The organism is Pseudoalteromonas sp. 19-MNA-CIBAN-0066, from assembly GCF_040308705.1.
In the GTDB taxonomy this organism is placed as follows: Bacteria; Pseudomonadota; Gammaproteobacteria; order Enterobacterales; family Alteromonadaceae; genus Pseudoalteromonas; species Pseudoalteromonas nigrifaciens.
Genome location: NZ_JBEONZ010000020.1, coordinates 1 through 16014, shown reverse-complemented (window position 1 = coordinate 16014; position 16014 = coordinate 1). Strand labels below are relative to the sequence as shown.

Genomic DNA, 16014 nt, shown 5'->3' with positions numbered 1-16014 from the left:
AGCACCTATGGCTGAACAATCAGATAGAGGCAGAGAAACGTTAATCAGGTTAGAGCAAGCATTAGATAGACTTATTGAAGGCAAGCCATTAAATACTAAACCTGATGGACGCATTAGCTTAAAAAGAATCAATGATGAAGCTGGCTTAAGTTCTGGTGGTATTTATTACTATTCAGAATTTGTCGAAATTGCTAATCAAAGAATTCAGTTACTAAAGCAAAGCTTAGCAGTCAGTAAAAGTGAAAAAAGTAAGCAGGCTGAAAGTAAGTTACGTGAACAACGCGACAAAGAAAAAGAATTAAAAGAACGTTATAGAACGCAGCGCGACCAGATAAAAGCTTTTAGTGATCAAGTTATAGCTCATAACGCTCAACTTGAATTCACGCTTTTTGAAGCGTTAGAAAAGGTATCTTTGTTAGAGCAGCAACTAGAAATATATAAAGTTAGTCCAATTACAGGTAAAAAAGTTTGAGATTGTTTATTGCAGAAAAACCAAGCCTTGGTAGGGCACTAGTAGATATATTACCTAAACCACATAAAAAAAGTGATGGTTTTATCACTGCTGGTAATGGCGATGTTGTTACTTGGTGTATAGGTCATTTATTAGAACAAGCAGAGCCAGAGGCATACAACCCTGATTATAAAAAATGGGCTGTTGAGCATTTGCCTATTGTTCCTAATGAGTGGAAGCTTGTCGTTAAAAGTAAAACAAGAAAGCAATTTACTGTAGTAAAAACATTAATAAAAAAAGCCGATACGCTAGTTAATATGGGCGATCCAGATCGAGTCGGACAAATCCTGATTGACGAAGTGATTAATCATTGTGGTGTGTCTAAAGCAAAAAAAGCACAGGTTTTAAGGTGCTTAATTAGTGACTTAAACCCAGCAGCAGTAAAAAAAGCATTAAACAATTTACGTCAAAATACAGACTTCATTCCTTTAGCTACATCTGCATTAGCACGAGCAAGAGCAGATTGGCTTTATGGCATTAACATGACTCGCCTATGCACGCTACAAGGTCGTCAATCTGGCTATAATGGCGTTTTATCAATTGGTAGGGTACAAACACCTGTTTTAGGTTTAATTGTCCACAGAGACCTAGAGATTGCGAATTTTGTATCAAAACCATTCTATGAGGTTATCTGTACGCTTCTTACTTCAAAAGGTGAGGCGTATCAGGCTAAATGGAGGCCAAGTAAAGCATGTGAGCCTTACATGGATGAAGATAATCGGGTGTTGTCTAAAGCATTAGCATTAAATGTTATTTCAAAGGTACAAAATAAAGCAGGGAAAGTAGTTAATGTAACTCAAGCAAAAAAAGCAACACCTCCGCCATTGCCTTATAGTTTATCGGCTTTACAAATTGATGCCGCAAAAAGGTTTGGTATGAGCGCACAGTCAGTACTTGATACATGTCAGCAATTATACGAGCGACATAAACTAATCACTTACCCTCGCTCAGATTGCCGGTATTTACCTAAAGAGCATTTGAATGATGTTAAGCAAGTCGTAGGCGCTATTGGTAAATCCTGCTCAGCTTTAAGTGATGCCGCAAACAACGCGAATCTTAGTCTAAAAAGTAAAGCCTGGAATGACTCAAAGGTAAGTGCCCACCACGCGATAATTCCTACATCAAAGTCAACTGATTTAAGTCGCTTAACATCGGCTGAAAATAATATTTATGAACTGGTTGCTCGCCAGTACCTTATTCAGTTCTACCCTCCGTTTGAGTATATAGATAAGCAAATAGATACAGAAATGTCGGGTGGTTTATTTATTTCCAAACAAAAAGACGTGGTATCGCAAGGTTGGAAAGCTTTATTTCCTTCAAAACAAAAATCACAGGGGGAAAGTGAGTTTTCAGCGATTAGTCTACCTAATGTTTCAAAAGGAGATGAAGTACATTGCCAACAAGCTGATTTAATAGAAAAGCAAACTACACCACCTAAGTACTTTACTGATGCTACATTACTTTCAGCTATGACAGGTATAGCTCGATATGTAACTGATGCTTCAATTAAAAAAGTATTACGTGATACTGATGGATTGGGAACTGAGGCTACAAGGGCAGGGATAATTGAACTATTATTTAAGCGTCAATTTTTGACTCGTAAAGGTAAAGATATAAGAGCGACTGATGTTGGTACGCAATTAATATGTTCTTTACCCGAACGAATGACAATACCTGATATGACAGCCCATTGGGAATCTCAATTAGAAGCTATTAGCCAAAAAGAAATTAAATATGCTAACTTCATGGATCCAATTACGCAAAGTATAGATACTTTAATCTCTGAGGTTAAAACAGTTACATTTAGTGGGCTAAAAGGCAAAGGGGTGCCTTATAAGTCGAGAAAAAATGGTAGATCAAAAGTAAAAAGAAAAACTGCAACTTAATGTTGTTTATAGCTGCCACAGATTACCTTGATTAAATACCTTTTTCTTTCAGTCAAAAAATTAAAAGCTGAGTTCAGTATTTAAAACTTAATTCATTTTTAAGTGCTTGAAAATATTTAAAGTTCTACAAATAAGGAATAGAAAACAGATGACAGACAAGCAGAGAATTTTTTCTTCAAAAGAATACCTTAAGGCACGAAGACCTGATGAGTTTTCAGATTCTGAGGTATTTGAAAGAGGTCGCTTAGATCGCGCTGTACTAGAGCACCATATTTTTACATTAAACACTCGTAGCCAAGAGTTGCAATTTGAGTCTTTTGCTAAATCGCTATGCGAAAAAATTATTTGCTCGAACTTATTAGAACAAACGGGTCCAGTTGCAGGGGGCGATGGAAAAACTGATACGCAGACATTTCCTGTATCTGAGCAAAATGCCTTACTTTGGTACGAAGGCATTAATGAATCATCACATAAAGAAAAGTGGGCGTTTGCTGTAAGTACTAATAAAAAATGGAAAGAAAAATGTAGAACCGATGTTAGAAAAATTAAGAAAACAAATAGAGGGTACGTCAAAGCGTTCTGTATAACCAATCAATATGCAAAAGCAGACCAAAGAAGTGCTATTGAAGATGAACTAACAACAGAAACCGACATAGATGTAATTGTTTTAGATATTAGCTGGATTTTGGATCAAATTTACAAAAATCAGTACGAGTTATTGGCAATCGAGCAACTTTCAATACCTGTATTATTTGATAGAGAAGTCTCCGTTGGTGTCAATGATTATAGTAAACAAAAAGAACTGAATGAGCTAGAGTCAAAAATAAAGTCAGAGGTTGAGCCTCACAAAGTTACAATTGAGCAAGTATATTGGTTCCTTAGGTTAGCTATCTTAGCCACTGAACTAGAAAAACCTGTAATAGAAACTCAAGGTTTATTTGAGCGAGCAATAAGTATTGCCAATAAGTTTGGCTCGACTCAGCAGAAGTTAGAGGCGTATTACCATTATGCTTGGAAAGCTAATTTTTGGTTTGAAGATTTCGATTTGTTTCAAGAAAATGCTGCAAAGGCAATAAATTGCATTAGAGATTCAACAAGCTCAACTCAGTGGGAAAAAGCAGTTACTCTTCTTAACCTTTATTCGTCTCATACAAGAACTTTCAATGCTGTTGGTAAAATGGATCACGTTAAAGATCTTGCTATTGAGAAATTAACACTATTAGCAGAGGAAATTGACCAGCCTAGTAATTCTTTATTAGCACAAACACATTTATGTTTTTTAAAGTATCAAGCGCCAGAAACAATTGCTGATGCTGAACAAATGTTCGCTGATTTAAAGTTGATAATCGAAAAAAGTGAAAATCTAGTTGGTTATCCTTTTGAACAAACAGCCAATATGATAATGGCATTAGATGAGTTATTTTTAGATAACGAAGTGTATGAGGACTTATTAGATTTTATTACAGAACTAACAATAAAAAGAGATGGAGAAATTACAGGTTCAATGAACTTGTTACGACGAGGGGTCAAAAGGTTAGAATCTGGTAAGCCTTACCAAGCAATCAAACTCGTAGGTAAATCGCTAAAGGGTTTATATAAAGAAGAGGCTACTCAACAAGTTACCTTTGCGCTTAGGCTTATTTCTGCGGCTTATGAGCAAGCTGGGTTACTCTGGGCTTCAAGATCTAGCATGCTATTGGCAGCCTCTTTGCTAACAGATCAATTTTGGAAAAGAAATGAATTAAACTCGAAGCAAGTTCAGAGTTACGTAAAGTTAGTTTGGATTGAGCTTAAGCTAGGTAGATTAGGGCAAGCATTACAATGGTTAGAACTTGCTTTAGTAATTCAAAATTGCTTAGACGAAGAAGTTCTAACTGAAAATGACAAAATTAATATAGATGCCGCATTTAGTCATATTATATTAAATGCTCCTTTAGATATAATAGGTCAGTTAACACACTTTCCAGATTCATTAGGCAAACTAGCTCTTGATAACTCACGTGGCATGTTACTGATAGCATTAGGTGATGAGGAACAATTTAAACAAGAGTATGAAACCGATGTAGATAAAGATTTTTTAGTCTTGGTCAGAGATTATGATTTTGGAACTAAGTTAGCAGCTTTGTCAGTTTTAGTTGGTAAAAGAGGAACTGTAACTACATCAATATTAGGCTGTAAATTTTCAATATCTTTTCCTATACGCTCTCCGTTTTTGGAGCTTGCTGAATCAATTTTATCTATACTTGAGTCTTTCTTAGCGACCGGTCATATCGATAATCTTATGCCTATTGAATCTTCAATTTTAATAGATGTTGTAGTTGATAATGATGAAGGTGATCTTTTAATTTCACATTCTTTTGAGGATGAGGATGATTTTACTGTATTAATTGAGTGCTCTAATTTTGAAGTTAAAACAATCGATCGAAAGGTTCAGCAAGTAGTTCAAAATTGGTGTTTAAAGTTTGTTTTCGAACTACTTTCTAAAGCATTTATTATTAAAGATATTGAGTCTACTTTGGAGCAGCTGTTCAATGGGGATCAAATTTTAGATAGGGCTTCTTCATTTGGCTCATGTTTTGCTGGCACATATAATGTTTTAGGAGAGGATGCAGTTTCAAACCTCAAAAGTTACTTTTCTGCAACAGAGCTTAAATATTATCCTTTAACACGGAGTAAAAGTTGGGATCATGATATGGCCAAGTCGAAAGAAGAGGCGACTGTACAGTTTGGCAATACAAAAGATTGTAAGTTTGATCATGAAAAAATATCTCATGAAGATATGCAGATGCAAGGTTTAATAAAACCAAGACTGTGGGATGATGCAAAATGGTCTGGTGTAGGTTTTACCATATATGATAATGGAAAAGTGGGTTTGGATCTTTTGTTTAAAAATGAGTTGGCGGGAAAGAGAATTTTCCAAAATTTAGTTAAAAAAGTTGGTAAACATGATAAAGAAAACCGTATAAAAATTTCAATTATTACTAAGTTTTCTAAAAATAACCCACATTTCTACAAAGTTATAATAGGGGAGAATATTTCAATTGAAGAATCTCATAAGACCTTACAGATGATAAGTAGAATTCAAGAAATGACTCCTAGCAATGGTGAAAACTTAGCTCGTTTTAAAAAGGAATATAAAAAAGAAAGTGGTTATATTTTAAGTTATGGTGTTTTGGAAGGAAATAAGCAATATAAGCCTAAAGATAGTGAAGATTTAGCTATATTCAAGTTTGAGCTAATTGAAAAAGAGGCATGGCAAATAGGCTTAAATGATCCTGAGCGTGTAGCAATTAATACTAACGATATGCCTATTATACCTGATGAGGTTTTTGATGCACCTGTGTTAGATATTCTAAAAAATAAGGGTTAGTTAAATGGGATTTATACATATTTAAACATTAATAATGTGCTTGTCTTTATTGAGAGAGTATTGACTCAAATGAAACAGCCGTTAATCCTATTTTAGTAATAACATTAATTATCAAAAACGGATGTTGGGATTAAATATTTAAATTTATTTTAATGTTTAGCTAAACAAGACTTAATGTGTGTGAATGATGAAAGAAATTACCGATATAATTATTCAAAAAACGATTGATAGGATCACTTTTGAAATACCAGTTTCAAGTGGCAGAACTGTGTATATGTCGATTAAAAAATATAACTACTGTAATGATGAGCGGTGTGTGGTTTTAGTTGATTCAAATAGGTTTTTGAAGTTATGGAGAAAAGAGCCCTACAGCATTCATACTAAACTTAGTATGGGAACTCCAAAAGTTTGGACTAGTGATTACAAATATGGATATGCAGAAAGGGGTTTTTCGTATGGGATAAATAACCCTGTTCCATTAGCTGATGTAAGTTGCTCTAAAGTCACTATCAACCAACCTATCTATGAAAGTAAGTTTTTATTTTTTAAAACTTTAATAGGTACGAGAAAAGAGCAATTTGACTATGTAGCTTTTACTAATGGCGTTACCCGAACTATATGGTTGCTAGCAAATGAGGCTTTATTTTTTCCGGTAGAGTGCAGAGTTGGAAATGGCTCAGAAAGGTTAGCTTTGGTTGGAGGAGTAACTCGCAGTTACTTTACAGTTGAAGAGCTGTTTGAAATTTAATAATAAAGTAACTATTTAAACTTTAATTATTCTAGGTGGTTTTTTATCCATTTAGCCTTTTCATTTATCTACATTGAATACAAGTCATTGCTACTTATAGCTATAATTAAGGCGTGGGTAATTTTATTACTATGAGCTTACCAGTTTAAATCTTGGAAATTTTCAAATTCATTTACTCAACAGCTCAATCAATTTTTGTTTTTCTTCTAAAGGTAAGCAATCAATCAAACAAGCCAGCTCTGCTGACTCAGCACTATCACAAAATAGATAATTCAATGGAACACCTAGCTCATCAGCCATGCGCTGTAATGTTTGTATGTCAGGGGTGTGCCTGTCTTTTTCGTAATGGTTCATCCTGCTACTTGCAGAGCTTTGATCCATGCCAATACGAATACCTAATTCTTTTTGAGTCATGTTCGCTCGCTTACGAGCTTCTTTAAGCCTGATTGGAATAGGGTTTGGTTTAGACACTTAGCTTTCATCTTGTTCACCTGAATAACTTAGATTGTCTAAGTTTTACTTATATTAGTATACTTAGCAATCCTAAGTTTTGTTGGTGACTCCAAATGACCAAAGCAATTAAGCTCAATGAAGATATCTATCACCTTTTAGTAGAAAAAAATTTTAACCATTTCACTATCACTGCACTTCGTAATACTTTGCAAGCGCTTAATAATACTTATAAAAATCCAGATGAGGCTAGACGCTTTGTTTACAGGCAGGTAATGCGCTTGGTTGATAAAGGTTTGCTAGTTAGAGATGAAAACCCAAGCCCGAAACGTGCTCAATATAGTAAAACTCCGTTATTTAAAACATCAGTATTCACTAGAGTAACAAATGACTCGGGGCTAAGCCTTTCACAATCTCAAGTTATAGATAAAAGCTTTAACAATGAGCTTCTTGACGCTATAAAAACACATGAGTTAGAAATGACAATATTAGTTAGTGAGCTTGAAGAGTATAAGCGGCTCATAGAGGCAAACCCTAACTGCTATGACTCAATAGCAGTGTTTTTAGATAAAGGGCAAGCACGTCTGCTATCAATTAAGGGAAAGCTAGCAGCATTGAATAATATCCAGCAAGCAGTGGTCGAGTAATAAAATTATTAAAATATCTAACTTAACAGTTTGCTCCAAAAAATTTAGTGATTAATTTTTGTTTATTGGTATTCCTATTAATATTAAAGTGGCTTAATGATATAGATCATTTAAGTGATGATATGATCGATACTTATATAACACCCTATACTGTAAAGTTAGCAGATACACTGAACAATTTATTTTAAACAGTACCACTTCTCGATGTGATTTAATGATTATGATAAAAATCACCAAGTAATTGGCTTCTGAATAAGTATTAAGGAAAGTTAATGAAGGCTTTTGAAATTGATCCAGTTACTAAACCAGACATGTCCAACTACCTTATTCATATGACTGATGAGCAGAGCTTTAACAGTATTCTAAAATCTGGTGGGAGTAATTCAAAAGGACTAATAAAGGCACTTATTCCAAAAGGCGCAAACAAAGATAGTTTTAGTCATGAAATAGCTTGCTTTACTGAAACTCCAATTCATGCAATAGGAGCATTTTTAGAAATATCTAAACGTAGAAGTAACGAAAAAATGGTCTATGGGATAGGGTTTAAAAAAACTCTTATGGTGGAGCTAGGTGTAAGACCAACTTTATATTTAGATGGAACAAAGTTAGCCAATTTTTTTGAATTAAAGAAAATAGAATCTTTAGATGAAAAAACACGAAGCTTTTTAGATTCCCTCAGTCCCCTTATTCACCCATTAGGTGAAAATGCCAAAAGACAAGGGTTTACTTGGGAGAGAGAATGGCGCTATACAGACAAACATGGTTTCAGCTTCAGCTATGAAGAGATTGAAGTTATCTGCTGCCCAAAAGAATCTCAGGAACTAATTAAACTCGAGTTGGGGGAATACGCGAAAGATATTAAATTTGTCGATACTTCATCGAAATATCAAGAAATCACTCAGTTTATCTCTTATTCAAATGAAAGAGCCTTGATAGAGGAAGGGCTCTGTAATTCGGATAACCAAGAAGAGCTTGATGAGTTCCTTGATAGCTTTGATTTGTATGTAGAGCAATTAACTTTACATAAAGAATACTTAGTACAATTACAAACACAATTAATAGCTGTTGAAGAAGAGCTGGGAAATTTAAAAGAGTGGCGTGAAGATATTAAAGCGCATACAGGTGAGTACTGTGGGCATTACTCGAAAAAACTCAGAAATATTCAAATGTTTGGGACTATGTGCCCTGATTGTGCAGATGGTCTTAACTATACATGGAACAGGTATTACAAAGATGCATAAAAATATTAATGTTGTAATATGAAGATAATTAAAAATTTAGAAGAAGCAAGGCCTTACAAGCTTGGCTGGACTTATGTTTTGTTATCAAAAAATAAAAGAATAATGAAGATTGGTCGGGCAATACCAGACCTCAACAGGCGAATTTACCAGCATCAACATTGTAGGGAGTACAGGCAATACGACTTTCAATTTTTACTTGCTGTAAACAATTCTAAGTACGAATCGTTGCTTCATAAACATTTCGATGAATACCGTTGTTGCTATAAATGGCTTGAGGGCGAGAATAAAGAACAGCACTTTTCTAAAAATGAAGCTAAAACTTTGGCTTTGAGGTTATTTAAAAAAGACAAAATCAGCTATAACTCTACCCATGAGGTTTTTTGGAAAAATACTATAATTACACGAAATGAACTATTCAGTATTCCACCGTATAAGGTTGGCGCAAAATTAGAGAATTTAATAACGCAAATTATAGCGAATTAAGCATTAGAATATCAGAACAAATATACAACGGGAGTATGGACGCAATTATTAAAACGAAACTTGATTACCCAAAAAAGATAAATAAAACAATAGAAATATTGCTTCAGCACTTAAAATTAAAAGATATACACCGTCTGAAATTAACAAAAGTTCAATATTTCAAACCAGTAGCTAATGAATGTCATATAAACACTATGCTAATGAAAGATTTCGAAGATGGTGAGCAAGAGTTTGGTTGGTTAGTTTGGTATGACGCAAAAAATGATTTTTGTGAAGCAATTTTTCATTCTGTATGGCGTAATTCTAATGAATCTTTGGTTGATATTACTCCAAGGCAACATAATGAAAAACGAGTTATGTTTATTGTTGATGAAGATCGTATGGCAAAACCTATAACTTACGAAGGAAAGGCTGCATTAGATACTTTCTCCAATGTACAAGTCATTAAAGGTAATGTTGCTCGAGATACAAAAAGTGTAATTAGTATTATCCATTCTAACTTGGCGCGTGAACAAGGTTTAATAGAATAATGACTTAACGAATATTGGAGCTAAAAATGGAAGACATCAAATTAACAGCAAATGAGATTAGTTATTTTGCGAAAAACGCAAAAGATAAAGAGCTAGGAGAAGATGTTCAATCTTATTTGTCCCATCGCCATAGCTCATTGAGTGAAGATAAAGGCAAGTATGATCCAAATGAAAAAAGGCCTTTGTCTGAATGGGTTACTGAATGTCATGAAGTAACAATGATTCATCCATCATTCGCAGCTAAAAAATAATATTGGAAGATCTAATGTTCGCTGCATCGCGGTTTTAAATTAATTGGAATAAAAAGAGAGTTGTCTAGGTGAAAGATTCATTCGGAATATGGCTTTATAGAATCCAAAAAATCATAGAGGTACTTCGTCCAAAATTCTACAATAAACTAACGTGGTTAATAGTAATTAGCGGCTTAAGTATTATGTCCAAGCCTCTGTGGTTAACGCTAATTAACATTGCCTTCGAAAAAATGATTGAATTCTCAATAACAGAAAACTCTGATACGGCTTGGGGATTTGCTCTTGTCGTAACAGGTTTGCTTTACCATCTTATCAATACAGGCCTTTATGAGTTTGTTATAGCTCGAAAAGGAGATGCCCTAAATCAAAAAAAAGAGGTGCATGACACTCAAGTGTTTAAATCTCTAGATGAAATGATTGATGAACCGTATATCGAAAATGTATTTGCTCATATGCATACAAGTGACGCAATTTTTTTGGATGATTTTACAAAGCTCAGAGATTTTGTTGTTTATGCATCAGAGTCAAGAAACCAGTTCTTGACCCAAGAGTTAAAGCTAAAAACTCAGTCGTTTTTAACTTCATTGGAAGGCCTTCTTTGTTTTATAAACAAGGAGTTTGATGAGTATCCATACGGGCAAGATAAGCTAAACTTTAGAATGTGTTTAGCCCCACAATTGAATTGTGACCGAGGTGGCTCATGGGAAGATGGGCCTAAATATGATGTATTGGTTCGTCAAATGATGGATTTGTCAGCATCATTGAATGATTCGTATAAAAATTGGCGTTTGTCTGTGAAAGAAAACCTAGCTATCTAAGTTATAAAATGTGTTGGAATATAATAATGTTCAAAATTAAAGTTCTTACTCCAAGCGACACCATCAAGTTTTGGTATGTGAAAAGCATTAAAAGAGGCAGCAAAAGTTTCGCAGGAACAACTGACATATCGGATGTAAAAACTTATAAAAAACAAAACCAGTTAACGCACTTTTAGATTATTTTTTAGTAAATGGCATAAACTATGTACTGCTAGATACAAACAGTGATTGAGTACTGAAAACTAAAAAGGGATTTAATTATGTGGGCGGTTATAAAAGTAGATAAAGCATTGATGTTCTATAACTTTCAAAGGGAGCAGTATGAGGTTGTTAGTGATATAAAGTTTGCTCATGCAAACGAGCTTGAAAGCACAAATGGAATATCCATGACTATTGGGGGTTTTACAAAGATTGTTCTTGACCATGATGCTAGTGTTTCTACTTTGCTTAAGTCTAATATTCCTTTATTCCTAACAAAAATAGGTGCTAGAGAGGCGGCCAAAACAGCCAACTTAACTGGCTACACATACATTCATTTTGATGTTAGTAAAATTCAATTATAAAAGAGGTAGATTAATGACGTTACCTGAATTAATTGACTATACAGTGGTTTAAATAGTTAAAGCATACTGTGTAAGTGTGAAAATTAGTGTTATTTACTGCTTGTTTTTCAGTCTTTTTATTACATAAAAATTTGAAAAGCCGGGAAAAGATGAAATTTAAAATAGTTAATATAAAACAATTGTTTAAACATTTTATAAAAAATAACTTGTAACATTGATGCAAAAGGGCAATTACTTGTCGATCAAGTTATTGAAGAAGCCAAAATAAGTAAAACTAAAAAGCAGCATATTCAACGCTTATTAATTAGTGATTTAAACTTAGCTGCAGTAAAAAAAGCATTAACGACTATGCGATCTAACCGTGAGTTTATTCCGTTGAGCGTTTCAGCCTTAGCGCGATCTCGTGCTGATTGGTTGTTTGGTATGAATTTAACCCGCGCTTATACTTTAGCAGGGCAAAAAGCTGGGTTTGGTAACGTACTTTCTGTGGGACGAGTACAAACACCCATACTTGGCTTGGTGGTTAATAGAGATAATGACATAGCAAATTTCGTATCGAAGCCATTTTATGAAGTATTAGCCCACTTAGTCACCCCCGAAAAACAATCATTTAGTGCAAAATGGATACCCAGTAAGGCATGTGAGCCTTATCAAGACGAAGAAGGGCGAGTATTAAATAAAGCATTGGCTGAAAACGTAGCCTCGCGTATCACACAGCAAAATGCTGAGCTAACGGCGCTTGAACAAAAGCAAAAAAAACAAACTGCGCCACTGCCTTATAACTTATCTGCTTTGCAGATAGACGCGGCAAAAGCATTTGCTATGCCAGCGCAAAAGGTGCTGGATATATGCCAAACTCTTTATGAGCGTCATAAGTTAATTACCTACCCGCGTTCAGACAACCGCTACTTACCTAATGATCATCACCAAGATGCGTCTGCTATTTTAAAAGCTATAAGCACTAATGGCGGGCAAGGTGTTGAGTTAGTAAAAGCAGCTGATAGTAAAAAACGTAGTAAATGTTTTAACGATTCAAAAGTGGCTGCGCATCACGCCATTGTCCCTACGGCAAAACAGTTAAAGTCGGCAAGTTTAGGTAGCGATGAGACAAAGGTTTATCAATTAATATGTCGTCATTATTTAATACAGTTTTATCCCGACTATATTTACAACGAAACTAAAGCAGAGATAACTATTGCTGGCGGGTTATTTAAAGCAAATGCAAAGCAAGATGTAAGCTTGGGTTTTAAGGTGCTAATGGGTAAGTCTGAATTGAAAGATGAAGCCACGCTACCGCCTTTAACAAAAGACATGTTACTTTTTTGCTCGCAAGGGGAGGTTGTTGAAAAATATACCTCTCCGCCAGCGCACTTTAGTGATGCGACTTTACTTGCAGCCATGACAGGCATAAGCCGCTATGTACAAGATCCACAGATAAAAAAAGTACTTAAAGACACCGATGGCTTAGGCACAGAGGCAACGCGAGCGGGGATCATTGAATTATTATTTAAACGCCGTTTTTTAAAACGTGAAGGCAAATTAATTAAAGCAACCGAAACCGGGAGTGCACTTATTAGCGTGCTGCCGCAAGGTTTAGTTCGCCCCGATTTAACCGCTAAATGGGAATCGAGCTTAGGTGATATTGCACAGCAAGTAATGAGCTATCAGCAATTTTTACAGCCTTTACTTGCCGACTTAAATAGTTTTGTACAACAAGCTGCAAATTGCGATAGCAATGTATTTGCAAAGCTGCCTAAAACTTCAGCTAAAAAGCGTTTTGTTAAACGTGGCCAAAAAACGCCTTATAAAAAGTCGAGTTATAAAAAAAGCTCTGTTACAGGTTAACTACAGAGCTATTATTTAAATAAAACTATTGATTAAACAAAGTTACCGCTGCATTACTCATGGCTTTAATGCCAGTTGGTAGTGCGACTTTATAGTCTGGGGCAAACTTACTTGAATGCAGTGAAGGTAATGTTTTGCCCGCTTTTATTGCACTTGCATATTTTGCTTGGTTAACGCCACCGAGCCAAAATAGTGTGATAGGAATATTTTCGTCAGTGCGGCCATATAAGCCAAAGTCTTCACCTGCCATTACAGGGAGGGTTTCAAGCACATTTTCATCACCAATAGCGCTGGCAATACTTTGACGCACAAGGTTGGTTTGTGCCGGATTGTTATATGTAGATGGAATTGACTCATCTTCATGTACTTGCACCTTAGGGTAGAGCGCTTCCTCAAGGCCTGCGCTTTGTGCAATACCGGCGGTAATGCGTTTAATTGCTGCAATTTGTGCATTTCTAATATCAGGGTTATAGCTGCGTAATGTAAGTTGTAACTTTACTTCATCAGAAATTACATTATGTTTTGAGCCACCATGAATAGATCCAACAGTAATAACTGATGGCTCTAATGGTGAAAGCTCACGACTCGTAATAGTTTGCAGTGCAAGCACAGTGCGCGCAGCAATAATAACCGGATCAATAGTGGTATGCGGATAAGCTCCATGTCCGCCTTTACCTTTTATAGTTATATCAACAGAATCGACGCTGGCCATAGTATATTCGTTTTTCATCGCAACTTTACCGGCAGGCACACTTGCACTTACATGTAGCGCAATTATGTGATCAGGTTTTGCATATTTACTAAATAAGCCTTCTTTTAGCATGGCTTTAGCGCCACCGCCTACTTCTTCTGCGGGTTGTGCCACCATCATTAGCGTGCCTTGCCATGCATTTTTGTGAGCTATTAGTTGTTCAGCAGTACCAATGAATGAGCTCATATGTATATCGTGACCGCAGCCGTGCATAACACCTACTTTTGCACCGTGCTCGTCTATTACTGTTACTTTAGAAGCATACACCTTACCTGTTTGTTCTGTAATAGGTAAGGCGTCGGTATCGGTACGTATCATTACTGTGGGGCCATCACCATTTTTGTAAATGCCTACAACGCCAAAACCACCTACATTGCTTGTAACTTCAAAACCAAGCTTGTTTAACTGCGCTGCTATTTTTTTTGCGGTTTGTTGCTCGTGATACGAAAGCTCGGGTGATTGATGCAGATCGAGGTAAAAGCTTTCAATGGCTGGCATGCTGCTATGTAAATTTAAGTCTAATGATTTAGCCGCCAATAGAGGGCTAGCTAATAATAGCGCTGTGCCTAAGTAAGTTAACTTCATGATTTTCCTTTATTGAGATAAATGTATATCCAAGTGATTTAGATATATGACTTGTAATAATTATGTTCAGCACCATATAAAAACCTAAATAAATGAATATGGCAATCAATTCAATGAGCAACATAGTTAGTATCAACGCGCAAAATTTTCAGCAAGTACTCGGCGAAACATCACAACAAAAGTTGGTACTGCTAAACTTCTACTCAGCGCAAAGTCCTGAATGTATTAACCAGGCAGCAATATTAGATAAATTAGCCGCTGAATATAACGACTATATAGTAGTAGCAAATTTAGATTGCGATGCCGAGCAAGCTCTGGCTTCGCAATTAGCACAGCAAGTTGGTTTACAAACACTACCAACACTGGTGTTGTTAAAAGACTCAGCGCCCGTTGATGTATTATCGGGTGCCCAAGCTGAAGCGAAAATTCGTGAAGCATTAGCTAAACATTTACCCGCTCAACAAGACTTACTATTAGAGCAAGCAAAGCAAGCATTATTAAAGTCAGATTTAAATGCCGCGTTTAATTATGCAAAGCAAGCTTATGAAATTGACAACAGCAACGCGCGTATTAAATTAGTACTTGCAGATATATGTATTCAAATTCATAAAGTAGATGAAGCGCAAGCACTAATTAATACAATAGATGTACAAGAGCAAGATGCTTACTTTAATAATATAAAAGCAAAATGCGAAGCTGCGCTTGAAGCAAAAGATTCACCAGAGATTAAAGAAAAACAACAACAAGTAGAAAAGTACCCAAATGACTTAGAATTAAAAGAAGAGCTAAGTATTTTACTCAATGAAGCCGGCAGAAAAGAAGAAGCATTAGATGTACTATTTACAGTGCTGCAAAAAGATCTGAATTTTAACGAAGCAAAACCAAGTTTTTTAGCTATTATTGCCTCTTTACCCGACGGTGATGCACTTGCAGCAAAGTATCGTCGCAAGTTATATAGTATTTTGTACTAAAACTTAATAACTATTACTTTTAAAAGCACCTTATCTAGGTGCTTTTTACATTTTTAAGTTTATAGCAATATAACAGTAAGCTTGTTTAAGGAATAAAACGCGCAGTTATCCACAGGGTTTTGTGGGTAACCTGTGAGCCTGGCTTGTGTATCTTTGGGGTAAAAATTAAATGCAAAAAAGGCGATAAAAACGCTTGCGTAAAATCTGCGGCTCCCTATAATGCGACCCCACTGAGACGGGATATGGCGACGCGCAGCGGACAACGCCTAGCGAGACGCGAACTACTCAGAGAGTTAAATAAAACTTCGGTTTTAAATCTTCCAAAAAGAAAGTTTAAAACAAAGTGTTGACTCGAAAAATAAAG

Annotated in this window: 14 protein-coding genes and 1 pseudogene; 13 read left to right on the top strand and 2 right to left on the bottom strand. The window is 35.6% G+C overall.

The window, feature by feature from the left end; all coding sequences use genetic code 11:
• Positions 1-7 precede the first annotated feature (7 nt).
• From AAEZ18_RS12120 to AAEZ18_RS12105, 4 genes are all read left to right on the top strand, one after another.
• Positions 8-472 carry a hypothetical protein gene (locus AAEZ18_RS12120; RefSeq protein ID WP_350594830.1) on the top strand — a complete coding sequence of 155 codons (465 nt, stop codon included), beginning with the start codon at positions 8-10 and terminating at the stop codon, positions 470-472.
• Positions 469-2397 carry a DNA topoisomerase III gene (locus AAEZ18_RS12115; protein ID WP_350594831.1) on the top strand — a complete coding sequence of 643 codons (1929 nt, stop codon included), beginning with the start codon at positions 469-471 and terminating at the stop codon, positions 2395-2397. Before AAEZ18_RS12120 ends, AAEZ18_RS12115 begins: the two co-directional genes overlap by 4 nt.
• A gap of 148 nt (positions 2398-2545) precedes the next feature.
• Positions 2546-5767 carry a hypothetical protein gene (locus AAEZ18_RS12110; RefSeq protein ID WP_350594833.1) on the top strand — a complete coding sequence of 1074 codons (3222 nt, stop codon included), beginning with the start codon at positions 2546-2548 and terminating at the stop codon, positions 5765-5767.
• 184 nt (positions 5768-5951) lie between these two features.
• Positions 5952-6515: a plasmid fertility inhibition factor family protein gene (locus AAEZ18_RS12105; protein WP_350594835.1), complete on the top strand. Its 564-nt coding sequence runs from the start codon at positions 5952-5954 to the stop codon at positions 6513-6515.
• A gap of 168 nt (positions 6516-6683) precedes the next feature.
• Here the strand turns inward: AAEZ18_RS12105 and AAEZ18_RS12100 are convergent, their stop codons facing one another.
• On the bottom strand, positions 6684-6929 hold the full coding sequence (locus AAEZ18_RS12100; protein ID WP_427570485.1) for a helix-turn-helix domain-containing protein: 246 nt from the start codon (positions 6927-6929) through the stop codon (positions 6684-6686).
• A gap of 152 nt (positions 6930-7081) precedes the next feature.
• Between AAEZ18_RS12100 and AAEZ18_RS12095 the strand changes: the two genes are divergently transcribed.
• The 8 genes and pseudogenes from AAEZ18_RS12095 to AAEZ18_RS12060 form a co-directional block, all read left to right on the top strand.
• Positions 7082-7612 (top strand): VspR family transcription factor, encoded by a 531-nt coding sequence (locus AAEZ18_RS12095; protein ID WP_350594839.1) that lies wholly within the window; start codon positions 7082-7084, stop codon positions 7610-7612.
• A 272-nt stretch (positions 7613-7884) separates the two neighbouring features.
• Positions 7885-8853, top strand: a complete 969-nt coding sequence (locus AAEZ18_RS12090; RefSeq protein ID WP_149606422.1) for a hypothetical protein — start codon at positions 7885-7887, stop codon at positions 8851-8853.
• Positions 8854-8871: 18 nt separating this feature from the next.
• Positions 8872-9336, top strand: coding sequence for a GIY-YIG nuclease family protein (locus AAEZ18_RS12085; protein ID WP_350594842.1), 465 nt, complete (start codon positions 8872-8874; stop codon positions 9334-9336).
• A 35-nt stretch (positions 9337-9371) separates the two neighbouring features.
• The gene (locus tag AAEZ18_RS12080) at positions 9372-9866 is read left to right on the top strand and encodes a hypothetical protein (protein ID WP_350594844.1); all 495 of its coding nucleotides are present in this window, start codon (positions 9372-9374) and stop codon (positions 9864-9866) included.
• Between the two features lie 26 nt (positions 9867-9892).
• Positions 9893-10117 (top strand): hypothetical protein, encoded by a 225-nt coding sequence (locus AAEZ18_RS12075; protein ID WP_350594846.1) that lies wholly within the window; start codon positions 9893-9895, stop codon positions 10115-10117.
• Positions 10118-10185: 68 nt separating this feature from the next.
• Positions 10186-10935: a hypothetical protein gene (locus AAEZ18_RS12070; protein ID WP_350594849.1), complete on the top strand. Its 750-nt coding sequence runs from the start codon at positions 10186-10188 to the stop codon at positions 10933-10935.
• A gap of 260 nt (positions 10936-11195) precedes the next feature.
• On the top strand, positions 11196-11498 hold the full coding sequence (locus AAEZ18_RS12065; RefSeq protein WP_350594851.1) for a hypothetical protein: 303 nt from the start codon (positions 11196-11198) through the stop codon (positions 11496-11498).
• 216 nt (positions 11499-11714) lie between these two features.
• A pseudogene (locus AAEZ18_RS12060) lies at positions 11715-13343 on the top strand (DNA topoisomerase 3); the annotation flags it as partial.
• A gap of 25 nt (positions 13344-13368) precedes the next feature.
• Here the strand turns inward: AAEZ18_RS12060 and AAEZ18_RS12055 are convergent.
• Entirely contained in the window at positions 13369-14679 is a 1311-nt protein-coding gene (locus tag AAEZ18_RS12055) for a M20 metallopeptidase family protein (protein WP_011328995.1), read from the bottom strand.
• A gap of 113 nt (positions 14680-14792) precedes the next feature.
• On the opposite strand from AAEZ18_RS12055, the gene AAEZ18_RS12050 reads away from it, so the two are divergent.
• Positions 14793-15650 carry a tetratricopeptide repeat protein gene (locus tag AAEZ18_RS12050; RefSeq protein WP_041454532.1) on the top strand — a complete coding sequence of 286 codons (858 nt, stop codon included), beginning with the start codon at positions 14793-14795 and terminating at the stop codon, positions 15648-15650.
• The last annotated feature ends 364 nt before the right edge of the window (positions 15651-16014 follow it).